The organism is Fructilactobacillus lindneri DSM 20690 = JCM 11027 (assembly GCF_002907375.1).
In the GTDB taxonomy this organism is placed as follows: Bacteria; Bacillota; Bacilli; order Lactobacillales; family Lactobacillaceae; genus Fructilactobacillus; species Fructilactobacillus lindneri.
The window spans coordinates 23380-48612 of sequence record NZ_MIYK01000018.1 but is presented as its reverse complement, the minus strand read 5'-3'; the positions used below and the strand labels follow the sequence as shown (position 1 = coordinate 48612).

Below are 25233 nucleotides of genomic sequence, written 5' to 3'. Positions count from 1 at the left end.
ATAATTAAAGAAATTGAACTGATGAGGTGATCGAAATGACAGAGAATTATAAACGTATTTTAGCTCCTGTCGATGGTGGCGAGGATACTATGCCAGTATTGAAACGAGCAATTGAAGTAGCTAAGCAAAACAACAGTCACTTAGATATTCTCAACGTTATTCAAGTTACACAATTTAACCGAAACTATGGTAATGCCGTGTCTGCGGATGCTGTTTACAAATTAACTGATCAAACTAAAGAAATTTTGGAAACTTTAAAACAAACCTGTGTTAAAGATGGTTTGACTGATGTTTCGATTCATATGCGTTTTGGTAATCCTAAGAAAATTATCGCACAAGAATTCCCCAAAGATCATAATGACGATTTGATTGTAATGGGAGCAACTGGTTTATCTGCAGTTGAACAATTAGTAGTTGGATCAGTTACCAGTTATGTGATTAGAACTGCTAAGCAAGACGTTTTAATCGTTAAATAATTTAATTTTTGGTCTATCATTAACCTGATAGACTTTTTTTATGGAGTAATTTATGCAAACCTGGCGTTATAATTTAATCATTCCAAACTCATATGAAGGAAAAACAGTTCGCGACTACTTAAGTCAACATCTTTATCTGCCCAAACATTTAATTTTTTCACTGCGTCGAGCCCAACGAGTCACGGTAAATAAAAAATATTTACCAATGAATTTTAAATTACATACTGGAGACCAGCTTCATTTAGAATTTAGAACTTCGGATTTTAAAAATGCTCATCCAAAAGTCATCCGCGATGCAAGTAGTTCTGTGCAAGTACTGTTTGAAAATCAAGATTTTTTGCTTGTTAATAAGCGGCGCGGTTACAAAACTCATCCCAATCAACCACAGGAACAAGGTGCTGTGATTAATTTTGTGGCTGAATATCTCAAACCCAATTCCCCCTTTATCATTCATCGTCTTGACCAACAAACTAGCGGTGCTTTGCTTTTTGCTAAAAGTCCCGCTGTTGTTCCTGCATTAGAATATATGCTGCGTGAAAAAATCATTCAACGAACCTATTTAGTCTGGGTAAGAGGTAGATTTTTACATGAAAAGGGAACGATTACTATTCCAATCGGACGTGATCCTAATGACCAGCGAAAACGAATGATTAACGGAATAGATAGCCAGCCAGCGGTTACTCACTACCAAGTTCAACAGTCCAAGAATGACCATTCCTTATTAAAGGTTAATTTAGAAACCGGGCGAACCCATCAAATTCGTGTCCATCTCGCTTCGCTTGGACATCCAGTCGTTAATGATCCTTTATATGATCCGCAAGCTAATCTCAATCAACTAATGTTGTTACACTCCTGGAAAGTAAAAATGCCAACTCCATTTTATTACGAATCTATAACAGTTACGGCGCCATTACCGCCTGAAATGAAAGCAATAAAATAAACACATTGAAAAAGTCACTAATTTCTTAGCGGCTTTTTCAACATGTTTATTTTGATAATAAAAATTAATTAGTCTTCGTTACGATGATCTTTAGCATCAACTTCACGAACTTTTTTAACTAAATCTAAATCAGCTGGAGTAACTTTAAGTTCTGAAACAGCTTCTTTAATTTTGTCTGAGAAAGTAGCATGTGGGTAGAATTTGGCTGGAATAGTTTCGATATCACCAGTTTCAATAACACGAACATGACGAACACCTTCTACATCAAGACGGAAAGTAGCCAAATCTCGGTACATTACTTGATCTTTATTCATAAGTGATTCTTTAACAACATCTGTAATGTCACTTAAGATTTCTTTAGTAGATGCTGGTGATTTACCCAACTTACTTGCTACTGATTCAGTAAATTCATCGTAAGTAGTAGTGTGTCCATTCATTGGTAATAAAGCCATAATGTCATACCTCCATAATAATATTTGTAGTAATATGACCATTCATATTACTTGCCTGCATATTAACATGATTAATGAGCATCGTTTAACATATCGACTTAGATATCTAAGAAAAATAAAAGCCCGCCATGGCGAGCTTTTACTTTATTAAATTATTATAATTACTTATTCGCCCTTGGGGATTTTCCAAAAACTGTTTTTATTATGGGTATCCATATACTTCTTAAATTCCTTGGAATGGTAAGCCTTATCAACGGCCTTCGCCCATTTCTTATCTTTATCCTTTTTGTTTATAGCTGCGACTAAATAATAATCTGGTTTAATATCTTCAGCTAACAACATCGATTTGGTTGGGATCTTAGCTGGGTAAGCCGTCGATCCTGGCAAAATCACATAATCAAAATCATTTCGGGAACGAGGGATGGTAACATCCTGCATGGCGGTAATTTTCAAATCATCTTTATTGGAGGCAATGTCCTTACTAGTAGCTTTAATGGGATTAACTCCCTTTTTTAAAGTAATTAAATGTGCTTTTACCAAAACATTGTAAGCTCTAGCCATATTGGATGGATCATTTGGAATGGCAATCTTATCGCCTTTAGAAATATCTTTTAAAGATTTCTTTTTAGCAGGATAAATTCCAGTTGGAACAGTTGGAATTTTAGTTAAAGCTGTCAAATGAGCATGTTTTTCTTTATTAAAATTATCCATATAAGCTGTGTGCTGATCAACATTTAAGTCTGCTTCGCCATTATTAATGGCAACATCGGCCAATGATAAATCACTAAAAGATTGGTTTTGAACGTGATATCCTTCTTTTTCCAAAATCGGTTTTACTCCATTAAGAAATAAATCACTATAAGGACCTGGTGATGAGGCTAATCGAATCGTATTAGTTTCAGATTTATGTGGTTTTACAATAAAAGTAAATACAAATGCTAACACCAAAACTGCTGCCAATCCGCCATAAAGATATTTTTTGTTAAATCTCATGTGTTTAATCTCCCTTTAAATTCAGCTCAGAAATCATATTTATTTTAACTAAAAAGTTTCAACATGATTGACCACCACGAAACTTCCCAAATAACCTGGTTAATCGATTATTCATTTAAAATTCCTTTCGTAAAAAAGACCGATGACTATTCACATAGACATCGGCCTTTTTCGACTAATAAAAGTTTATAAGCACTGCTGAATGTCAATCTGAATTATCTCAAAAATTTAACATAACCAATAAATGAGAAAATTCATATCAACATTCGCTCATTTATTTTTTTGACATAAAACAACAGCACATTTTCATTTTATTAGCCTCCTTGAATTTTTTAAATTATAACATCGTTTAAAAGGAAAGTACAACAATTGTTTAAGATTTATTTAAATATTTCATAATTTGCTGACTGATTTCTTCAGGACTCAAATAATCGCAGTGAATTATTAAATCAGCACAAGCATAATATTGCTCATTTCGGGAATTTTTCAACTGCCTCATCGTGGCTTGATTTAATTGGCTGACCAGTGGACGGCCTAAATCATTTTTAATTCGTGCATATGCCGTTTCGGGTTCCACGTCTAATAAGATGACCGGTGCAGCATATTCGGTTAATAACTGGGCGTTTTCTTCATTAATTGGTGTTCCACCACCGGTTGCTAAAATTCCGTCTTGTTCTAACTGTCCTTTTAATTCACGTTGTTCCAGTTCGCGAAAATAAGTTTCACCATGATCCGCAAAAATTCCTGAAATTGATTTTCCAGCTGCTTTCACAATTACTTCGTCTAAATCGGAAACCGGCAGTTGCATTTGTGCAGACAGTAAACGACTAACTGTGGTTTTCCCACTACCCATAAAACCAATCAAAACAACTTCCATGATTATTCCCTCCTTGTCACTGAATATTTTGCTGCTAATAACTCCTGTGCTCGCTGTAAATCTTTCTCACTACGAAACGTTAACTGTAAAACACCATTAACGTCCTCTCTAATCTCTAAAATATGCAGATTAACCAGATTAATGTCGGCCTGTTGCAACCGTTGTGTAATATCAGCTAATACACCCACTTCATCTGGTAAATCTAAAAACAAATCATAAAATCCGGCAATTTTACCGACGTGATTTGATCCTAATTTATCACGACTCGTTTTGGCTTTTTCGAAATATGTTTTAATCGCCGTTGAATCCCGTTGGTCAATCTTATGTTTGATATCAGTTAAAACATCTAGATATTGTTGCAGCTGCGTACTGATTAAGTCTGCATTGTTCAGCAAAATATCATTCCACATTTGCGGATCAGCAGAAGCAATTCTGGTAATCGACTTAAACCCACCTGCTGCTAATCGCATTCCCATGGGTTCGTCTGCGAAAGCAGCTTGGGTTTGATTTACTAACCCAGCGGCAATCACATGCGGAATGTGGCTAATTTGTGCCACAATTTTATCATGTTGTTTAGGCGTCACTGTTAGCCACTTTGCTTTAGCAACCTGCAATAATTTTTGAATTTTTCGGGCAGCGACTTCTCCATCAGTTCCAGTTGGAATCTGAAAGTAAAACGCATTTTCAAATAAATTAGGAGTTCCAGCTCTCACTCCTGTTTTATGCGAACCAGCCATGGGATGACCACCGACAAACGTAACCTTCTTTTCAGCAAGAATAGCTGCTGCTTTCATTACGGTTTGCTTGGTACTCCCAACATCCGTAACAATAACATTGGGACGTAGCGGCTGACGTGCTAATGTTTCAATGTCCGCAATAATTTGATCAACTGGGGTCGCTAAAAAAATAAAATCTGCTTGTCCGGCTAACTCTAAATCATTACTGGTTTCATCAATTACCTGATGGTTTAGTGCATAATGTAAACTTGCTGTATTTTGGTCGCTTCCGATGATTTTAACATTTGGATTAGTTTGTTTAATTACTCTAGCAATCGAGCTGCCAATCAATCCAAGTCCTTTAATAAAAACAGTTGTCATCAAATTCTCCTCTTACATCAAGTGTTGTAAATCAGTAAAGAAATCCGGATATGAAACACTGATGGCAGCTTCATTTTCAAGTATCATTGATTGCTCAGCTTTTAATGCTGCAATCACATCCATCATCCCAATCCGATGATCTCCATAACTATCAAGATGAGAATCCTGAACTTTCCAGTCTGGCTGCCCTTGAATTATCATCCCATCAGGCAATTCTTCCACTTGGACACCAAACTTACGCAATTCATTGCTAACAGCTTGGATTCGATCAGTTTCTTTAACCCGTAATTCAGCAGCTCCAGTAATTTTACTAATTCCAGATGCAGTCGCAGCTGACAAAGCAACTAAAGGTAGTTCATCAATCAAAGCGGGAATTTCAGTTTCCGCAATTTCAATTGGATGTAGTTTGCTGGTTTTTACATGTAAATCTCCAAATGGTTCACCTGTCGTTTCGTGTTCAACCACTCGAATATCAGCCCCCATTTTTAGCATCGTCCTTAATATCCCGGTTCTAGTAGGATTCAAACTAACGTTTTTCAAAGTAATCTCAGAATTGGGAATGATTGTGGCTGCCACCATGAAAAAAGCAGCTGACGACATATCTCCTGGAACTTGAACATCTTGGCCAACTAAATCTGGATGGGGTTGAACTGTGATTGTTCGCTGATTGGTTGCTGTTTCAATCTCTGCACCAAACTGACGCAGCATGATTTCGGTATGATTACGAGTAGGCAATTTTTCAATAATGGTCGTTGGTTGGTCTGCTGCTAACGCTGCCAAAATCAAAGCACTCTTAACTTGGGCACTAGCAACCTGTAACTTGACTGTCTTGCCATGCACGGTTCCACCAACTACTTGAGCCGGCAAAGTTCCTTTTTCTGTTAATTTTACTTGAACGCCTAGTTCGCTTAATGGTTCGCTGACTCTTTTCATCGGACGTTTGCTAAGCGACTGATCCCCAATTAAAGTTGAGGTAAAACTAGTCCCCGCTAATAATCCCATCATTAAACGCGTCGTAGTTCCAGAATTACCCATATCAAGTGGAATGGAAGCTGGGCGTAAATGCATCATTCCTTTTCCGTGTACTATCACTTCGTCTTGCTGACGTTCAATTTCAACGCCCAAATCCTGAAACGCCTTGAGAGTGCTCAAACAGTCTTGACCAGCTAAAAAATGATGAATATGAGTTGCACCTTGACTAATTGACCCAATCATCAAAGCCCGATGAGAAATACTTTTATCGCCAGGAACGGCTAAGGTTCCGTGTAATCCTTGTTGAGAAGCCTTACTGAGCGGTTTCATGATCGTTTTCTCCTTTAATATAATAAAGACACCAAATCATCGGCACTTCTAATTTCTGCACTAAATGATCATTTTTTGTAAGATTTTTTTGATTAGTTAAAACTACGTCACCATCTTTTAAATAACGCTGGTAAGCTTGAAATTTACTATCACAAAGTCGAATTTCTTGTAATTCTGGGCATAATTGCCGTAATAAATCGGCCGTGGCTGCATGTGTATAGCCAATTTGCGCATTATTACCCTGTTTTTTTACTAAAACCAATGGATTCAATTGATGAATAAAAGTTTTTCGTAATTGCAATTGGTCCAAATAACGATAATGAGTTTGTCCCCAGCTCAAACCAGTTATAGATTGAAACGCTGCTGGAATTAATAAATAATCACCACGATACTGCCGCAAATTATGAAGAATCTCCTCGTAACTTTGATGCAGTTCAATTTGAATGGACTGGGTGATTTCAATATTTTGATAATATTCAGCAGCGGCATTACTATCTGTGGCTGCCGGCCCTAGCGTATGCAATTTCATAGTCTTAACCTTACTTTATTAGTAGTTTTCTATTTCTTCACGATATGCTTGAACTTGTTCTTGCAAACGTCCCAAGTTACTAGCATCAAATGTTTCGGTAATAGCCTTTACCATTTCAATTGCTACCACACTCTCAATCACGATTGAAGCTGGAACAATTGCAGTCGTATCGGAACGTTCAACGTTAGCTTTCTTAACTTCTTTTGTATTTACATCCGCAGTTTGCAAGGGTTTGTACAAAGTAGGAATTGGTTTCATAGCAGCATTCACAATCACAGGCATACCGTTAGTCATTCCGCCTTCAAAGCCGCCAAGATGATCACTCATGCGACCCCAGCCGTCATCTTTTTCCCATTCAATCGGATCCATAACCTGACTGCCTGGTTTTTTCGCTGCAGCAAAACCTTCGCCAATACTAACACCCTTCATAGCATTTACTCCCATAACTGCAGCTGCTAGCTTCGCATCTAACTTAGTATCCCAGTTCGTGTAACTACCTAAACCAGCGGGAACATTCTCTACGATTACTTTAATAATGCCACCCAAAGTATCACCGTCGCGTTTAGCCTGATCAATTACTTGATGAATTTCATCTACCTCATCTTGATCGACCATCCGTAAATCATTTTGGGTAATAGCTGTTTCAATTTTAGTCACATTTTTAGTTGGATTAAATTTGCTAGCAGTAGCACCAATTTGTTGTACAAATCCCACAATTTGAATTCCTAATTGACGCAATAATTGTTTACAAATATTACCAATTGCCACCCGCATAGCAGTTTCACGGGCTGAAGATCGCTCCAACACATTGCGTAAATCACGATGACGATATTTCATTCCACCAACCAGATCAGCATGTCCGGGACGAGGACGTTCTACCTTCCGCAGCGTATTTTCTGGAGTAGCTTCAGAAGTAGGATTCATGATTTTATCCCAATGAGCATGATCGCGATTTTTAACTACTAAAGCAATTGGACTTCCAAGGGTCACACGATGCCGAACTCCACCAACAATTTGAACTTGATCATGTTCAATTTTTTGGCGATTGCCACGGCCGTATCCACCCTGTCGGCTTGCTAAAGCTGCATTGATTTCATCAATATCTAACTTTAACCCAGCGGGGATTCCTGTAATAATTCCAGTTAATTGTGGTCCATGTGATTCTCCTGCTGTAACGTAATCCATCTTATTCTCCTTTGTCTGTTTCAGATTGTCGTGTTTCTGCCATAATTTTTTGATAAATTGAACTTAAATGTTCCTGCTCGGAAGCATCAGTAGTTGCTAGATTAACGTGTTGCAATACTTCCATTTCACGTCCCTGATTTAAAATTGGTAATTGATGATGTTGTTTATAGCGAGCAATTTCTTGAGCTATTTTAAATCTTTGGTGTAACAAAGTTAATAATTGCTCATCAATTTCGTCAATTTGCGTACGCCACGCATTTAATTCACTCATAAATTTATCCCTCTTTTCGTGTTTTCATTGCTAATTGCACCAATAATACTAAACCGATTCCAACCAATCCAATAACCAAATCAAAACCAAATGCTGCTCTGATACTTTGTTTTGATAACCAACCAGTGATAATAGGAATAGTAAAGGAAGCGATACTCCCAAAGAAGTAGAAAATCCCAGTGATTAAGCCGCGGCGATGGGGATAAATTTGCATAAAAAGCGTTAAACCGGTCTGCATTACCCCGCCTGCAGCGCAAAAACCAAAAATCACAGCACAGCTACCAATCACAATAATGGAATGATTTAAAAATATTAATAGTAAAGCTAAAAAAGCAGTTAGATTTAGGCCTAGTAACAATAAAATTTCATGAACATGATGTTTTAATAAGAGATAAAGTACTAAAACGCCACAGATTGAACCAATACTGTAAAGCGACATCAAAAATTGTGCTTGTCCCAAGCGAAAATGTAAAACCGCATGAGCATATAAACTAATCCATTGCGTAAACAAAATCATTAAGGCCATTGGAAGTGTAGCCGTAACCCACCAAACTAATGGTAGCAAGTAATTTACGCCCGCCTGTTAAATTAGTAGCATTAAACTGATTAGACTGAACGACCATATTCGGTTGCGGAAATTGTAAAAATAACATGTTTACTAAATTCAGTAAAATCAATCCTGCCATGATTACAAATGACCAGCCAAACCAGAATCCATGACCGGCTAAGTACGTTACAATCAAGGGCAAAATGAATTCCCCAACCGACATAAAGGCCTTTAACAATACCGTTGATTGCCCTTCACCATCATTAATTTCAACTAAGGTAGTATAGGTACCGGCATCTAAAGCTGAATTAGCAATCCCAGCTAAAATGGCTAGCCCATAGGCAATCACAATCTGATGCGTAACTACCATTCCAATAGCAAAAATCAAGTAACACAGCATCCCAATGTAGACAAACATTTTCCGACTTAACCGATCAGCTAAGGCGCCTGTAATTGGATAAGCAATCAGTCGTCCAATTCCAATCCCAGAGATCACATAGGAAACAACCGCAACCGTTGTCATCCAACTGGATGCTAATGATAAAATATTTTGCGCTAAAATAACGAGAGCAAAACCGTGAATAAAATAATTACAGTAAAGTCCTAATGATAAATGATTTTTTTGCCGTTTAGTAAGTTCCTTTTCCACGTGTATTCCTCCTCATAATTAAAAATCAAAATAAAAAGCCAGCCATCCTAACAAGGTCGTTGTTAGTCTAGCCGGCTTCTCTTTATTAACTTCGTAAAAGAAAAACTAATGAGAAAGTGACATCAGCAATAATCATTGACCCAGCTAGATTAACATTGAATGTTAACGTACCTAGCCGAGTACAACCAATCAACTCTGCTTAGATACGAACGTCACCGTTCGCATCCCAAGTAGGCATCCGAACGGTTACATAAACCAAGCAAAGCTATAATAATTAGCATTCAATCGTGCCAAATTATGTTTAGTATTATGTAACCAATCGCTAATAATCATTATCTTGTTTCCCCACTTTTTAGATTGTTTCAATTAAAACACGAATAAAAAAAGATGTCAATACATTTTTTAGTTTTTAAGTCGAATGATTCAGTGAATATATTTTATTTGTTCGTTATTATTTCATTTTTGATAAGCTCTAATCTTGGGTGGCTGATAATTTTCCATAAAATTATAAATTTCATCCAGAGAATCCGAAAATAATAATTTCTCTCGGTCAGTATCCGTTAAGAATTCTTTCTTAGTCATTTCATCAAAAAATTTTTCTAAAGAATCATAATATCCTGCTACATTAAATAACACACAGGGATTATTGTTATCGCCAATGCGTGTCCAAGAATAAGCTTCAGAGATTTCTTCTAATGTTCCAGGACCACCTGGAAGTACAATACAACCATCAGATGCTTCAATCATCTTTCGTTTTCTAATTGACATATTTTCAACAACTTCTAAAGAAGTTAGATTTGCTTTACTAGCACCTCGCTCAACTAACTCACGCGGCATAATCCCATGAACTTTGCCGCCTAATTCCAACACAGTACTAGCTAAAAGACCCATCAAGCCAACTCCGCCGCCACCATAAACTAATTCTAGCTGATGGTCAACGAGCCATTTGGCTAATTGTTTGGTAGCTTGTTGATAAATAACATCATTTCCTGCGGATGCTCCGCAATAAACTGCGACTGCTTTCATATCCATCACTCCTTTAGTTATTGATTATACTACTTAAATATTTAGACAAAAAAAGAGAACTCAAATGAGTTCTCTTTTTAATTCAATCAAAAGATTAAATTATTTGTTAACTGGTTTGAATACCCAATTAGTAACTTCTGGTAAATCAGTACCTTCTTCACGAATGTAGTGATTATGCTTGTCAATCCAGTCGTTCATTTCTTGAATGAATTCAGGATTCTTTTCAGCCATACCAGGAATTTGTTCAACAGCTTGTTTAGCCAAGTCAAATCTGTCTAATTGGTTAAGTACACGCATGTCAAATGGTGTAGTAATGTCACCATTTTCTCTGTAACCGTGAACACTAACGTTCTTGTTTTCACGATCGAAGAAGATAGTTCTGATGATATCTTCAAAACCATGGAAAGCAAAGATAACAGGTTTGTCAGCAGTAAAGTAACTGTTAAATTCTTCATCACTCAAACCACGAGGATCCAATTTAGGATTACGTAATTTAAGCAAGTCAACAACGTTGATGTAACGAATCTTCAATTCTGGGAAGTGTTCGTGCAAGATGTCGATAGCAGCCATAGTTTCTTCAGTTGGTTCAACACCAGCAGAAGCCATAACTACATCTGGTTCGCCATCTTGATCAGTTGAAGCCCAATCCATACGGCCAAGACCATTTTTAACAAGGTCAGTAGCTTCATCAATAGTAAACCATTGTGGACGTGGTTGTTTTGAAGTAGTAATCAAGTTAATCTTTTCGTAACTTTCTTTACCAAAGGCTACGTTAGCAGTTGCTAATAACGTGTTAGCATCACCAGGGAAGTATTCACGAATGAATTCAGGTTTCTTTTCAGAAAGATGAGTAATCATACCTGGATCTTGGTGAGTGTAACCATTATGATCTTGTTGGAATACAGTTGATGAATCAATAAAGTTTAATGCAGGAACTGGTTTTCTCCATTCAAGTTCAGAAGCTTTTCTCAACCACTTGAAGTGTTGTGTAAGCATTGAATCCACTACACGACCGAATGCTTCGTAAGTTGCGAAGAATCCATGACGTCCAGTCAATACATAACCTTCAAGCCAACCTTCGTCAGAATGTTCTGATAATTGTGAATCAATAAGACGACCATAATGAGCCATGTAAGCATCATATGGAGGATCGATTTCACGTTCCCATTGACGACCAGTGGTTTCAAAGACATGCCATAATCTGTTAGACCAAGTTTCATCTGGACCGAAGGCACGGAAATTGGTAGGATTCATTTTCATTGTGTCACGAACCCATGATGACCAAATAACCATATCTTGAGCTTTAGTTGAACCTGGAGTTTGAACATCTAGTGCGTAATCACGGTAGTCAGGTAAGTCCAATGGTTTAGCATCAATACCACCATTAGTAATAGGGTTAACTGACATACGTTGGTCGCCTTTAGGTGCTAATTCTTTTAAGTAATCTTTAAGAGTACCGTCTTCGTTAAATGAATCTTCTGGCTTGTAGCTTTCCATCCATTTAATAAATTCGTTAGCAGTACCCATATCATCTGCACTAAGAGGTAGTGGAACTTGATGAGCTCTGAATGAACCTTCGATTGGAAGTCCTTCAGCATTATATTCTGGACCAGTCCAACCCTTAGGTGAACGGAAGATAATCATAGGCCATTGTGGTCTAGTTGCAGTTTCTGCAGTTTGATTTTCACGTGCGTTCTTTTGGATTTCTTTGATGTCTTCAATTGCTGAATCCATAGCTTTTGCCATGTTTACGTTAGTTTCAGCAACGTCAGTACCATGAGGTTCGTTAGTTTCAACGAAGTATGGTTTCCAACCTAATCCTTCAAAGTACTTCTTCAAATCTTCGTCTGAAGTACGGTTAAAGATAGTAGGGTTAGCAATCTTAAATCCATTTAAGTTAATAATTGGAAGTGCAGCACCATCAGTAACAGGGTTAATGAAAGTACTTGAGAACCATGAACCAGCCAAAGGACCAGTTTCTGATTCACCATCACCGATTTCAACAGCAGCAATCACGTCAGGGTTGTCCATAATAGCACCAACACCATGAAGAAGTGAGTAACCTAATTCTCCACCTTCGTGAATTGAACCTGGAGTTTCAGGAGCAGCATGTGATGCAACTCCGCCTGGGAATGAAAATTGTTTAAATAATTTAGCCATTCCTTTTTCATCAGCACTAACTTCAGGGTAGATGTCTGAGTAGCTTCCATCCATGTATGAATTAGAAACCATAACTTGGCCACCATGACCTGAACCTTCAACGTAAAACATGTTTAAGTCATACTTGTTAATTACACGGTTTAAGTGGGTGTAAATAAAGTTTTGTGAAGCAATAGTTCCCCAATGTCCAATTGGTTTAACCTTAACATCTTTAGAAGTTAAAGGTTCCTTTAATAAAGGATTAGAACGTAAGAACAATTGACCAACTGATAAATAGTTGGCAGTGTTCCAGTATTGCGTCATTTTGTCAAAATATTCTTTAGAATTATAATCTACTGACATGCAATAACACTCCTTTTTTAATAATCATTAACCAAACGGCTAAATAATATAATATGAATAAGCCTAAAATTCAAGACTCAACTACACCATCTATCTTAACAATTTTTATCGAAAAGTCAAACAATTTAGAATTGATACGTACCAATTTTAACCGTTGTGTCACTCATGTTGTCAACGCTTTCACGGATTTAATCAGGCAAATTAACAAAGGTATTGTAACTAAAGTATTTATAATGAACACGCATATCGGAAATTTCAAGCGGAGTGCCGTTGTCCAAGAAAAAAATTCCTTCCATAATTCCCACCGGTTCAGTGGTTTTCAAATCTAATAAGTCTTGATCATCAGCGGTTGATGGTTGTGCTTCTAATGACATAAATGCTTTAGTTCCAGTACTATGTAACTCTTTAGCAAAATAATCAAATAAAGATCCTTGTACAATTTTTTTAGTTAAAGATGGTGCAATTTTAATTGGAATATAACTGGTTTCAATAATGATGGCCTTTTCATCCAATAACCGCAACCGATTAATTTCATAAACAAACTCACCGTCATTTAAAAATAGATCTTCTTTAATCTCTGCTGGGGCTGAAATAACTTTAAAATCCAACACTTTAATACTAGGATGGTACCCTTCTGTCTTTAAGTTATTCGTAATCCCTAGATTTGATCCCTCATACCGAAAAATTGATTTATTTTTTAAATATAAAGGATTCACAAATGTTCCAGAACCTCGCTTTTTAAAAATAACTCCCTGCTGCGCTAAAATACTAAGCGCTTTTTTTATAGAACTACGACTAACATGATATTCATCACTCAATGTGCGTTCATCTGGAAGTCGATTAGCTTCAAAATCATTTGCTTTAATCTTATCTTTTAAATTTTGCATTATTTTTTTATAAACTAAATCTGCCACAGAATAACCCCTAACTCAAACTGTCTTTATAAGCAAAGTATAACAGAGTACAAAGAAGGATTCCCAACCAATCGGAAATCCTAATCATAATTATTTAATTATTTATTTTCTTCATCTGCTACTTTTTTAGCAAATTCACGATCTGATTTATGAATATCATAAAGAACCCATGCTAATAAAGCAAATATCAAAACATTTGTAGTCCAGGCAATGATATTAGCAGTATTAATCTGTTGCGCAGTAGGGTTATCGCCAAAGAATCCTTGAACTGCAGAAGGCATATTGTAAATATCAAGGAATACTAACAAAAATACTGAAACCCATCCGGCGACTTTAACCCAAAGCGAGTTAGCAAATCGTTTTCCGTGCATTTCAACTTTACTATTAGTAAACATTAACAATGGCAACATCGAAAATGGTAAAGCAATCGCTAAGAAAACTTGAGAATTTTCCATTAAATCATTGATTGCCACATGTTGTGCTAACTCTGATTCGCCAGATGTCATTAATACACAAATCAAAACTGGAACAATCGATAGTAAACGAGTTACTAAACGACGAGCCCAAAGTGGCATTCTCATGTGAATGAAACCTTCCATAACTACCTGCCCAGTCAAAGTACCAGTGATAGTTGAGTTTTGCCCGGATGCTAATAAAGCAACTGCGAACAAGGTTGAAAGGATCCCGGTTTTAGCAACACCAGCTAACAAACCATTAGTCATGATAGCAGGGTCTTTTAAGGCATCATATAAACCAAAGAATGAAGTATCTTTAACAACACCAGATTTGAAAACTGCCACACCCATGATTAACAATAAGGCATTAACAAAGAATGCCATCGTTAGTTGAATGTTAGAATCAAGTGCTGAGAACTTAACTCCACGTGCTACATCATCCTCATCATCATGATTCACTTTACGAGTTTGAGAAATAGCAGAATGTAAGTATAAGTTATGAGGCATAACTGTAGCACCAATAATACCAAGACTACCAGTTAATGGCGACATTCCGTGAACTACAGGAGTTTCTTTAACCGTTTCAATACTAGGAACAAGTCCCTTAAAAACGCCTAACCAATCTGGCTTGGACAAAGCAACTTCGTATGCAAAAACAACGAAAATTACTAAGATCAAAGTACAAACTAAGGCTTCAATTTTTCTAAATCCAATCGAAGTTAATAATAACAGTACCAAAACATCCAGAACGGTAATTAAAACCGCGATTACAATTGGAATCCCAAATAACAGATATAAGGCAATTGCTCCACCGATAACTTCGGCGATATCAGTAGCCATGATAGCCAATTCGGTTGAAATCCAAAGCACAATCCCCAACTTTTTACTAGTTCGGGCTCGAATTGCTTGTGCCAAATCCATTTGCGTCACGATCCCAAGTTTAGCTGCCATGTATTGCAATAACATCGCAATCAAACTTGAAATCAAGATAATAGACATTAGCATGTATTGGAAATTTTGTCCCCCGGTAATTGAAGTTGCCCAATTTCCTGGATCCATATATCCCACTGCAACTAATGCTCCAGGTCCTGAATACATAAATAATGTCTTCCAAAACCCGATGTTCTTTGGAACTGTCACGGTACCATTAATTTCGTCTAATGATTTACCGTTAGCATACTCAATTAAATGAGCTTTCTTCTTTTCTGCCATACGCACAAACATCTCCCTTTCTTTTATTCATCATAATTGTAACCTATACCCCCCTAAAAGTCATTAAAAATTTTTTCAGAAAGCTTAATATGATAAACTATGATGTTGAGGTGAATAAAATGTCACATAAAAAGAATAAAATCCATAAAACATTAGTTGAACAAATCTTAGATCAACATAAAATCCCATACCAACAAATTATTTTCCCTACCTATACAGATGGTGATGTCGAACAAATTAACGCCAATGAATCCGACTACCCACAACATAAAATTTTCAAAACATTAGCTTTAACTGCCAAAAACAGTGGACCACTAATTGGTGTTGTCCCACTTGACGGTCGCCTCAGCTATAAAAAGCTGGCTAAAGTTTCTGGCAATAAAAAAGTCGGGATGGTTCCACTTAAAGACTTAGTCAAAACTACGACTTATGAACATGGTGCTAATACCCCAATTGGAATTTATGAAAAAAAAGGTTATCCAATTTACTTTGACAATAGTGCCAAAGAACAAGGCGATATCCTAGTATCATCTGGACAGATTGGTCGTTCTGTATTGGTTAATGCAGAAGAGATTGCTAAATTAGTTCACGGAAAATTCGATGATATTGTGGAATAAATGTTTATAAGGAAGAAAACAGAAACCAAACAAAAGGTCTGACTATTAATTTGATAGTCAGACCCTTTTGAATTATATATGTAGAACCATTAATCTAGTTTCATATAAATGATACGTTACCATGTTCCAAAAAGTTTGCGTTCCATTCATATTTCCCATATATTCTGGATTACTATTATCTGGGGTGATATTGTATTCTCTACTACCATTATTTTCAGAGACTATTTTTGGGGCTTGTTCTTTAGTATAAGTTTGAGCGCTTGGATCATTCACCCAGTTTCTTTTAATATCATCATTCGTCTCATTTTGATTGCTAGATTGATCTGAAACATTATTGGAAGTGTCATCATTTTTAATTTGTTGCTTATTCCGAGATAAATAAATTCATATTAACCAATTACTATTTCTATCCCATTAGTTCCTATGATATTATTGTAAAATAGTTATGTATGATAGCAAATACGAATAGGAGAAATACTTATGATTATCTTTTTACATGCTTTAGTTGGAATGATCGCTTTTATCGGAGCCAGTGCTTTAGGAACTAGCTTTTCCGGTCAAATCAACCAACTTTCAACCATTCAAAAATGGTCACTAATTACCACCGTATCCGCCATTGGTTTAACTGCTGTATTAGGCCTTTACTCTGTTGCTGGAATTCCCAGTGCAGCATTATCATTGCTTCTTTTGATTGCTTTTGAATACGTTTGTTTCTTCAAAAGCGCTAAGGAAGATGCTTAATTAGATAAGTTAAAAAATATTAATAAGGTAACCAATTAGCTGTATTAAACAGATACTTGGTTGTCTTATTTTTTATGAATTTAAAAATTATAATAATAAAAAATATTATTTCTTCAAGTAAGAATAATTATATAAAATTTACTATATTAATCTTCATCACCATACAAATACTTCTTCAACGCCTGATACCGCTTATAATATTCTTGTTCACGCTTATTATCTCGTGGTTTGTAATATTCCCTATTTTTCAATTTTTCTGGTAAATACTTTTGGTGCGCAACTTGATGCGGTTCATTAAATGGATTAATCATATCACCACCGCCAGTTAATTCTACCGAATGTTTATAATGGGAATCTCGCAAATAACTTGGCATTGGATACATTTGGTTAGGCTTTTCGCCATCAACCGCAGCCCGCTCATATGATTTCCAAGCTGAATCTGATTTCGGTGCTAAACACAACGTAATGGTTGCATAAGCTAAATTAGTTGATGCCCGAGGAAGTCCGATTTCTTGCGCTGTCTGACAAGCAAGGACTGCTGTATCAACTGCGCTGGGCGAAGCTAAGCCAATACACATATAAGCTGCATCGCGAATTCTTCTGATGGCTGATTCAAGATCGCCAGAATTTAAAATCACACTCAAGTAATATAAAGCCGCATCGGTATCTGATCCAATAATTGCATAATTAAAGGCACTCAAATAATCGTAATGATAAGTTGTATCTTTATCAAAAGCAAAATGTTGATTTTTAGCAAATTCAATAATCTGCTCATGCGTTAAGTTTTTTCCGTACATTGCAAAAAGTGTTTCCAAAATATTTAACGAGACTCTCACATCACCATTAGCCGAATTCCCAATCATTTTGGCAGATTCATCATCTAGTTCAAACTTAAAAATATCTTTGGCCGTTCTTTTTAAAACAATCATGATATCTTTAGTTTGGACCGGCTTCATTTCAAAGATTTCACAGCGTGATCTAACGGCTGGATTAATAGTAATGATCGGATTTTCAGTCGTCGTTCCTACTAACATAATTTGACCAGATTCTAAAAATGGCAACAAAAAGTCCTGAACTGGTTTCGTCAGACGATGAATTTCATCAAGTTGCAGGATAAACGATTCTTTTTCATGCCGATTAACTATTTTTTGTAAGTCTGCCTTATTATTAATACTGGCGTTATAACTTTCTAATGGTAACTCCAGCATATTAGCCATGACATACGCCAACGTCGATTTACCAGTGCCAGGTGGACCCCAAAGAATCAGCGAAATTGGGATTTTCTTGTCGATTATTTGGCGTAAGGGTTTCCCGGGCTCTAACAATTGCTGCTGTCCAACAATCTGGTCAATAGTTTTGGGCCGCATGGCATCAGCAAGTGGTTGATGGATTTTATTTTTATTAAATAAAGAGATTGATTCTTGTGACATTACTACTCCTACTTAACTGCAAAGGATAAACGAATTATTTTTAATCTAATTAGATTAGTATAATATTTTAGCAGCTTAATAGCTAGAATGGCGAAAAAAGGAGTCGTCAGATTGAAAATTCAATCTAGCGACTCCTTTTGTTATTGTTAGTCTTCAGGACTATCTTTATCATCCGGGTTGAGCGGTTTAATTTTATAAACATCCTGACTAGGACGATTAACAATCTTCCGTTGTACCAAGTAATTATCAATCTGTTTATAAATGAACAATGGGGAAATCTCTTGTACCACATCACTAAATTCCAAACCAAACCATTTAATTGGCGAAGCGGTAATATTTTGCAAGAAAATACGTTCACGAATCATGTGACGATCAATTGGTTTAATTTCATCGTTATATACCAAATCATTTGGCATTTCTTTAATAATGACAAACTTAAAGTTCCCAATCTTCCGATTCTTTTCAGTTGTAAATTTCGGCACCTGATTCTGAATCAATCCTTGACTAACTAAATTATCGACAATTTGATGCAGATATGAACTGATATTTTGATTCTTTTTAAATCCAAGATACAATTGTACATTCACCATGTTATCAGTGCCCATCATATCAATCGTATAGTTGCTTTCGTATGGAACATCCGTTTCATTCACCGAAACAAACCAATAAACCTGAGCCCGTTTTGGATCTTCATCCAAAATCGAATACATAACGTTTCGTTTAATCTTATATCCATCATGCATCTTCGTCATGTAGACCAAGTTAGTCGCATACATCGGAATACTAACATCATTACTCAAATCTTTTAGCTGATTACGATATTCGGTAACATCCACAAATTCGCTTTCTTGATCGTAACGTTCCCGTGCTTTGTTTCCAAAGTACCAAATCCACATTACGTACAAAATAGCTAACATGATAATCAAGGTAATGTATCCACCATGGACAAACTTGACACAACTAGCAACGAAAAAGACCATTTCAATCAAGCCGAAGAATAAGCCAATTGGCAAAGCCCATTTGAGCCCAAATTTCTTTTGTAGATACGAAAACAATAGCACCGTAGTCATCAACATGGTAATCGTAATGGCTAGCCCATAAGCGGCTTCCATTTTTTCCGAACTACCGAAGTACCAAACGACACTAATGGTAATCGCACACAAAATCCAGTTAACCGTAGCAATATAAATCTGACTTCTTGTATTACCAGGATGCTTAATCACCATTCGAGGTAATAATTTAAGCCCCATTGCTTCAGATACTAATGTGTATGATCCGGTAATTAAAGCTTGTGATGCAATAATCGCAGCTAATGTTGCAATCACCATTCCAAAAATCATCCAAGTGCTAGGCAGCATGCCATAAAACGGATTAATATTTTTAAAATGACTAACAAAATTACTACTATGAGCATTATTAACAATCCAAGCTCCTTGTCCCAAATAGTTCAAAGTTAAGGCCAAATAAACAAACGGCCAAGTCATCCGAATATTAGCTTTCCCAACGTGTCCCATGTCAGAATACAGCGCTTCTGCACCAGTCGTAGCTAAGAATACACTCCCTAAAATAAAAATTCCGGCTTTATTAGACGGACTAAAAAGCGTTTCAATTGCCTTTACTGGTGATAGAGCAGCAATAATCTGCGGATATGACATAATATTCATGACTCCAGTTACTCCGAGGAACAAAAACCAAATAACCATAATCGGTCCTAGCAATTTCCCAATCGCGGCTGTTCCAAAACGCTGAACAAAAAAGATTACCAGCAAAATAATGGTCGTAATAATCAAAACCTCATGCTGATCAATCCCTAAATGCTGAGTTTTCAATCCCTCTACTGCAGATGAAACCGTAACAGCTGGCGTCAGTGTTCCATCAGCTAAGATGGAAGCTCCCCCAATTAGCGCCGGAATAATCAGCCATTTAGCATTCTTTTTTACCAAGGCATACAGCGAAAAAATTCCGCCTTCACCATGATTACCAGCATTCATCGCCAAAATAACATATTTGAAAGTAGTAATAATCATTAAAGTCCAAAAAATCAGCGATATTGAACCAGTAATATAAGCTGGATTAATATTAACCGGAGATTTATCATCGTTTAATACCGCATTCATAACGTATAGTGGTGAAGTTCCAATATCACCATATACAATTCCAATGGCGATAATCATTCCTGCCAACGTGATTTTATTAGTATTATTTTTCATGATTCCTCCAAATGTAAAAACAATTTCCGTTTTTACATTAATTTCATATTAACTTAGAAAATAACGTTCCAATGATACATTGTGGAACTTACCACGCCGAGTTGCAAGAAGTTTTTACAACTCATTCCATTCTGATTTAAATTCCTCAACAAACCTTTGCATATAAACTTTACGTGAATAGGCAATATGTTGCGCAGTACGCGTGTTCATTTCGTCAGCAACTTTAAATAATTTTTCATAAAAATGATTAATAGTTGTTTCTTTTTCCCGATACTCTGCTTTTGTCATGTGGCGACGAGGTCTGATTTTGGGATCATACATTGGAGCTCCATGAACTCCTCCATAAGCAAAGGCACGAGCAATCCCAATCGCCCCAATTGAATCCAATCGATCAGCATCTTGAACGATTTTACCTTCTTTAGTTAAGGGATATTGTTCCTCTAAATTATCTGCAAATGACATATGATCAATAATATCCAGCACCTGCTCAATCTCAGCTTGTGAATAACCGAATTCTGCTGATTTTTCCAATACTTCTGCGCGTTTTTTAGCTGGATCAGCACACAACTTATCATCAAAAACATCATGCAAATAGGCAGCCGTCAAAGCAATTTCACCATTAGCAGGTTCGTTAGTCAAAATCTTTAAAACAAGATTAATCACTCGTTCAATGTGGTCAAACCCATGGCCAGAATGGTCGTTGGCCATCATTTCTTGTGAGTATTGCCGAACTTGTGTTAATTTTTCATTCATTTTAAGTCACCCCTTTTATTAATACATATTACAATTTTAGCCTAAAAAAAGACCGTCGTATATAAATACGGCAGTCTTTTAAAACTCTAAAAACTTAAATTATTTTTGTTTAAACTTCGGAAATTTCCAATTATATTTTCCGAACAATCTAATCATTGATGGAACAAAAATCATTCGAACTAAGAAAGCGTCAAAGAAGACCCCAAATGATAGCATAATCCCAATTGATTTAATCGTTGGATCAGGCGAAAGAATAAAACTACCAAAGACCGCAATCATGATTAAAGCGGCAGTAATAATCACTGGACCACTAGTTTTAATCCCGACTTTGACCGAATATTCATTATCATGAGTGGCTAAATATTCTTCCCTAATCCTAGAAACCATGAACACTTCATAATCCATCGCTAATCCAAACAGAACTCCAATGGCAATTACGGGGAGAAATGCCAAGACTGGTGCTCCCACACTAATTCCAAAGAGTGATTTTAAGAATCCATCTTGAATAACCAGTGTTACCATTCCAAAGGAAGCAAGTAGCGATAACCCGAATCCAACCATGGTAACTAGTGGAATTACGAAAGATCGAAACACAATCATTAAAAGAACAAAGGCTAATAGCATAACTAAGGTTGCAAATACTGGAATTGCTTTATTAAGTTTTTCCGTTATGTCAATGTTAACGGCATTACTACCAGATAAGACAATCTTAGAATGCAAGTCATTTTGATTATCCTTTGAATAACTGTTAATCTCTTTAGCTAAATTCTCAGTCCGAGCTGATGCTGGACCAGTCTTTGGAATTACCACAAACATCGCATACTTATGATTACTGCTCATTTGCACAGGACTCATGACTGCCTTTTTCATTTTAGCTTTTACTTGATTTTGATATTCACTCGTTGCTTGTTTCATTAAAGCCTGCTGTTGAGAGGAATTCATTTGTGGATTTTGCTGCATCGCAGTCATCACCCGTTGTTTAACGTAGGTTTCTCCATCAGCTTTAACTTGAGCTTGATACTCTTTTGATTGAAATTTATTGAGTGCCGCTTTGTTTTCCATCGGCACAATCATCGAAACATCTTTCATGTTATTAATTTTATGAATCGTTTTTTTAATTGATTTTTCTTTTTCGACATTACTAGTGCCTTTATCAAATTCAATGATTCCAATTAATTGCGAGTTGATCCCAGCCCCAAATTTATCGGTCATCATGTCGTATGCTTGGCGTTTCGTATTATTAGTAGGTAATGCCCCATCATAAGGCATTCCGAGACGCATATGCATGGATGGAATTGCCATCCCTAGTAAAATTACCACTGCTAAAATAGCAGAAACTAATGGGCGATGGGCAATCATATTCGTAAACCAGCCAGCGTGCTTAACTTTGGACTCAGTAGAATCCTTTTCCGGCTTAATAAACTTATGTCCTAATGAAATTAGGGCTGGTAAAAATGTTAATGCTGAAAGAACTGAGAAAATCACACTAACTGCAGCTGCTAATCCCATTTGTGTTAAGAAGTCGATGCCGATAATACTCAAACCGGACACTGCAATGATAACGGTTACTCCAGCAAATAAGACTGATGATCCGGCACTGGATAACGCCGCTCCCATTGCAGCACTAGGCTCATCATGTTTGTTTAACTCAGTTCGATAACGATGCACAATAAAGAGAGCATAGTCGATTCCAACTGCTAAACTAAGCATCACAGACAGAGTCTTTGCAACATCGGTCACCGTGAAAAAGTTAGTCCCAACTGTAATCAAAATCAAACCAGTTCCTAATCCTACTAAAGCACTAATGATCGGCATTCCCGCTGTCACAAATGATCTAAATAAAATCATTAACAGAATAAAGGCAATTGCAATTCCAACAATTTCTGACAAACCGCCAATATCGGTTTTAACGATGTTAACCGTCCCATTAAAGGCAACTTTTAAATTTTGGTGCTTTAATTGATTAAAGTGACTCTTAACATTATTAATCGATTTGTCAGGCACTAACCTAGCGTCCTTTTTAAAAGTAATCTGAACGTAGGTTGTTGATTTATCTTTACTAATGGCTTGTGTCTGATAAGGATTGCTGATAGTTTTAATATCATCAGTACCTTTTAACTCATTAATTTGTTTGGAAATATCCTGTTTTGTTTTTGCCTTAGTAATATCACCCTTCTTGCCTTGTAAAACAACATTCATTGTTCCTGAAGACAAATTACGATGAAATTCATGTTTGATAGTCTTTTGAACATCCGTCGAAGGAATTCCGCTAATTTTTAAATTTTGCTCAAAATTACTTCCTAGATGAGCCAATGTTCCCACAAACACGACTAAAATTACTAACCAACCCAACAGTGTTTTCCATTTATTTTGGAAAATCCACTTTCCAAGTTTATTCAACCAACTCTTCATTTTTCAACCCCCATCATTTATTCATGTTACTTATTCTAATCAGTTTAAATTAATATTAAATGTTTAAATATGATACAATGCACATAAAATGTGCATTGTATAGGAAGTGTTGATTTGAGTGATTTAAGAAAAGCCAGAACCGATAAATTTATTATGGAAAGTTTTAGTAATTTGCTACAAAAAAAGGATTTCGGCGACATCACAATTACAGAAATTGTGAAACAAGCCATGATTCATCGCAATACTTTTTACCAGCATTACATTGATAAATGCGATTTACTAGAGGAATTCATTACTCGGCAAATCATCGACAGTGATTTACAAATTGACGAATTTAAAATTGCTCCCTTTCGTAATCTTTATAATGTGTTTATGAGTGACGCTATCTTAAAGACTATTCTCTCTCGCCAATCAACTGATAATGAATTTAGTAGTATTTTGCCAAAAACTTTTGCTAATTCTTTTGTAAAAAAGAATGGCGGAAATTATGACATCCTTTGGTCTCTAGGTCGCTTTGCAGCTGTACTTGGCTGGAATAAATTAAATAAACATCATTGTTCATTAGAGAGCGATTATGATTACTTAGATCACATTTATCAAACTGAAAAATTTCCACATCATTAAATTACCTATTGTAAAATTCATTAAGATAGGATATATTTTAGATAAATTAAATAATACTTCTTCGGGGCAGGGTGAAATTCCCAACCGACGGTAACGATTAACATCGAAGTCCGTGACCCGCGTTAAGCGGTTGATCTAGTGAGAATCTAGAACCGACAGTATAGTCTGGATGGGAGAAGAAGTCTTAATTGAATTAATTTACTTAAATATCAACTCTGTTAGGGTTGCTATATTTAGGTTATCTTTCAGTTGGAAAATAAACGTATGCCCCGCAATTAACTTTGTGGGGCTTTTTTATTGGGGTGATTATAATGGATATTCAAATAACTTAAAAATAAGCAGCTAGTACTGTTAACTTGCCCCAGTTGAACAGTAACAAACGCTGCTGTCTAAATCTATCTTGTCATATTCCTATTTATTTTATGAGGTGATTATTTTGCAAATTAATAACAAAAAAACCAAAACTATGGTTTTAGTTTCAATTTTAGCAGCTTTAGCATATGCATTAATGTTTCTATCGTTTCCAATCATACCGGCCTTTCCATTTTTAAAACTCGATTTTTCTGATTTGCCAATTTTAATCGGTTTATTTATGGTCGGACCTTTGGGGGCAGTTGAAATCCTATTACTGAAATTATTTTTATACTGGATGACGATGGGATTTTCAATTCCTGAATTAATTGGTCTTTCATCTTCCTTGATTGTTTCTTTAATTTTTATCTTAGGCTTTTATCTTTTCAGAAAAGATGTCGTAAAACATGGTTTGATTCGGTTTTTGCCTGTCATCGTGGTAGCAATTGTCTTAGCAATTGTCATGAGTATTCTAAATTACTTTGTTTTTCTCCCTCTTTATATGAAGGCTTTTGGGTTTAACCTCGGAATTCCATTAGCAAAAATTGTTGCGCTAGGCGTTGCTCCTTTTAATTTAATTAAAGGATTAGTTGATGGAACCATTTTCATCTTAATTTTTAGTCGTTTAAAAAAAGCAAAATAAATTTCAAAAAATAAAGCATTTTCCA

General features: G+C 36.2%; 25 protein-coding genes and 1 riboswitch. Of the genes, 6 read left to right on the top strand and 19 right to left on the bottom strand.

Annotated features, from left to right (window positions below; genetic code table 11):
* Nucleotides 1–35 precede the first annotated feature (35 nt).
* Both BHU33_RS06165 and BHU33_RS06160 read left to right on the top strand, forming a co-directional pair.
* A complete protein-coding gene (locus BHU33_RS06165) occupies nt 36–476 on the top strand; it encodes a universal stress protein (RefSeq protein ID WP_054646591.1) in 441 nt (146 codons plus the stop codon).
* A gap of 52 nt (nt 477–528) precedes the next feature.
* On the top strand, nt 529–1416 hold the full coding sequence (locus BHU33_RS06160; RefSeq protein ID WP_054646590.1) for an RluA family pseudouridine synthase: 888 nt from the start codon (nt 529–531) through the stop codon (nt 1414–1416).
* A gap of 68 nt (nt 1417–1484) precedes the next feature.
* On the opposite strand, the gene BHU33_RS06155 is transcribed toward BHU33_RS06160, so the two are convergent.
* From BHU33_RS06155 to BHU33_RS06095, 14 genes are all read right to left on the bottom strand, one after another.
* Nucleotides 1485–1868 (bottom strand): HU family DNA-binding protein, encoded by a 384-nt coding sequence (locus BHU33_RS06155; protein WP_054646589.1) that lies wholly within the window; start codon nt 1866–1868, stop codon nt 1485–1487.
* A gap of 165 nt (nt 1869–2033) precedes the next feature.
* The gene (locus BHU33_RS06150; protein ID WP_054646588.1) at nt 2034–2861 is read right to left on the bottom strand and encodes a MetQ/NlpA family ABC transporter substrate-binding protein; all 828 of its coding nucleotides are present in this window, start codon (nt 2859–2861) and stop codon (nt 2034–2036) included.
* Between the two features lie 373 nt (nt 2862–3234).
* Nucleotides 3235–3738, bottom strand: a complete 504-nt coding sequence (locus BHU33_RS06145; RefSeq protein ID WP_054646587.1) for a shikimate kinase — start codon at nt 3736–3738, stop codon at nt 3235–3237.
* 2 nt (nt 3739–3740) lie between these two features.
* Nucleotides 3741–4835 carry a prephenate dehydrogenase gene (locus BHU33_RS06140; RefSeq protein WP_054646586.1) on the bottom strand — a complete coding sequence of 365 codons (1095 nt, stop codon included), beginning with the start codon at nt 4833–4835 and terminating at the stop codon, nt 3741–3743.
* A 12-nt stretch (nt 4836–4847) separates the two neighbouring features.
* Entirely contained in the window at nt 4848–6137 is a 1290-nt protein-coding gene (aroA, locus tag BHU33_RS06135; RefSeq protein WP_056997550.1) for a 3-phosphoshikimate 1-carboxyvinyltransferase, read from the bottom strand.
* Nucleotides 6121–6666: a hypothetical protein gene (locus tag BHU33_RS06130; RefSeq protein ID WP_054646585.1), complete on the bottom strand. Its 546-nt coding sequence runs from the start codon at nt 6664–6666 to the stop codon at nt 6121–6123. Before BHU33_RS06130 ends, aroA begins: the two co-directional genes overlap by 17 nt.
* An 18-nt stretch (nt 6667–6684) precedes the next feature.
* Nucleotides 6685–7851 (bottom strand): chorismate synthase, encoded by a 1167-nt coding sequence (gene aroC, locus BHU33_RS06125; RefSeq protein ID WP_056997551.1) that lies wholly within the window; start codon nt 7849–7851, stop codon nt 6685–6687.
* A gap of 1 nt (nt 7852) precedes the next feature.
* The gene (locus BHU33_RS06120; protein WP_054646584.1) at nt 7853–8122 is read right to left on the bottom strand and encodes a chorismate mutase; all 270 of its coding nucleotides are present in this window, start codon (nt 8120–8122) and stop codon (nt 7853–7855) included.
* A 4-nt stretch (nt 8123–8126) separates the two neighbouring features.
* The gene (locus BHU33_RS07645; RefSeq protein ID WP_225354784.1) at nt 8127–8648 is read right to left on the bottom strand and encodes an MFS transporter; all 522 of its coding nucleotides are present in this window, start codon (nt 8646–8648) and stop codon (nt 8127–8129) included.
* Nucleotides 8614–9318 carry an MFS transporter gene (locus BHU33_RS07640; protein WP_225354785.1) on the bottom strand — a complete coding sequence of 235 codons (705 nt, stop codon included), beginning with the start codon at nt 9316–9318 and terminating at the stop codon, nt 8614–8616. The genes BHU33_RS07645 and BHU33_RS07640 overlap by 35 nt, the downstream gene beginning before the upstream one ends.
* 456 nt (nt 9319–9774) lie before the next feature.
* Nucleotides 9775–10344, bottom strand: a complete 570-nt coding sequence (locus BHU33_RS06110) for an LOG family protein (protein ID WP_054646583.1) — start codon at nt 10342–10344, stop codon at nt 9775–9777.
* Between the two features lie 99 nt (nt 10345–10443).
* On the bottom strand, nt 10444–12846 hold the full coding sequence (locus BHU33_RS06105) for a phosphoketolase family protein (protein WP_054646582.1): 2403 nt from the start codon (nt 12844–12846) through the stop codon (nt 10444–10446).
* 188 nt (nt 12847–13034) lie between these two features.
* Nucleotides 13035–13760 (bottom strand): GntR family transcriptional regulator, encoded by a 726-nt coding sequence (locus BHU33_RS06100; protein ID WP_054646581.1) that lies wholly within the window; start codon nt 13758–13760, stop codon nt 13035–13037.
* Nucleotides 13761–13858: 98 nt separating this feature from the next.
* Nucleotides 13859–15427: an Nramp family divalent metal transporter gene (locus tag BHU33_RS06095; RefSeq protein WP_054646616.1), complete on the bottom strand. Its 1569-nt coding sequence runs from the start codon at nt 15425–15427 to the stop codon at nt 13859–13861.
* Between the two features lie 119 nt (nt 15428–15546).
* Between BHU33_RS06095 and BHU33_RS06090 the strand changes: the two genes are divergently transcribed.
* Nucleotides 15547–16044, top strand: coding sequence for an aminoacyl-tRNA deacylase (locus BHU33_RS06090; RefSeq protein WP_054646580.1), 498 nt, complete (start codon nt 15547–15549; stop codon nt 16042–16044).
* A gap of 72 nt (nt 16045–16116) precedes the next feature.
* On the opposite strand, the gene BHU33_RS06085 is transcribed toward BHU33_RS06090, so the two are convergent.
* Complete coding sequence (locus tag BHU33_RS06085) at nt 16117–16317, bottom strand: hypothetical protein (RefSeq protein ID WP_054646579.1); 201 nt, start codon at nt 16315–16317, stop codon at nt 16117–16119.
* A gap of 207 nt (nt 16318–16524) precedes the next feature.
* On the opposite strand from BHU33_RS06085, the gene BHU33_RS06080 reads away from it, so the two are divergent.
* Nucleotides 16525–16785: a hypothetical protein gene (locus BHU33_RS06080; protein ID WP_054646578.1), complete on the top strand. Its 261-nt coding sequence runs from the start codon at nt 16525–16527 to the stop codon at nt 16783–16785.
* A gap of 146 nt (nt 16786–16931) precedes the next feature.
* Here the strand turns inward: BHU33_RS06080 and BHU33_RS06075 are convergent, their stop codons facing one another.
* From BHU33_RS06075 to BHU33_RS06060, 4 genes are all read right to left on the bottom strand, one after another.
* Nucleotides 16932–18215, bottom strand: coding sequence for a replication-associated recombination protein A (locus BHU33_RS06075; RefSeq protein WP_056997552.1), 1284 nt, complete (start codon nt 18213–18215; stop codon nt 16932–16934).
* Nucleotides 18216–18361: 146 nt separating this feature from the next.
* A complete protein-coding gene (locus tag BHU33_RS06070; RefSeq protein WP_054646577.1) occupies nt 18362–20425 on the bottom strand; it encodes a KUP/HAK/KT family potassium transporter in 2064 nt (687 codons plus the stop codon).
* A 114-nt stretch (nt 20426–20539) separates the two neighbouring features.
* On the bottom strand, nt 20540–21178 hold the full coding sequence (locus BHU33_RS06065; RefSeq protein WP_054646576.1) for an HD domain-containing protein: 639 nt from the start codon (nt 21176–21178) through the stop codon (nt 20540–20542).
* 99 nt (nt 21179–21277) lie between these two features.
* Nucleotides 21278–23590, bottom strand: coding sequence for an MMPL family transporter (locus tag BHU33_RS06060; protein WP_054646575.1), 2313 nt, complete (start codon nt 23588–23590; stop codon nt 21278–21280).
* Nucleotides 23591–23704: 114 nt separating this feature from the next.
* Here BHU33_RS06060 and BHU33_RS06055 point away from each other — a divergent pair, with 114 nt between their 5' ends.
* Complete coding sequence (locus BHU33_RS06055) at nt 23705–24214, top strand: TetR/AcrR family transcriptional regulator (RefSeq protein ID WP_054646574.1); 510 nt, start codon at nt 23705–23707, stop codon at nt 24212–24214.
* Nucleotides 24215–24267: 53 nt separating this feature from the next.
* Nucleotides 24268–24399, top strand: a riboswitch (FMN riboswitch).
* A 251-nt stretch (nt 24400–24650) separates the two neighbouring features.
* Complete coding sequence (locus BHU33_RS06050) at nt 24651–25208, top strand: ECF transporter S component (protein ID WP_404825446.1); 558 nt, start codon at nt 24651–24653, stop codon at nt 25206–25208.
* Nucleotides 25209–25233: the final 25 nt, after the last annotated feature.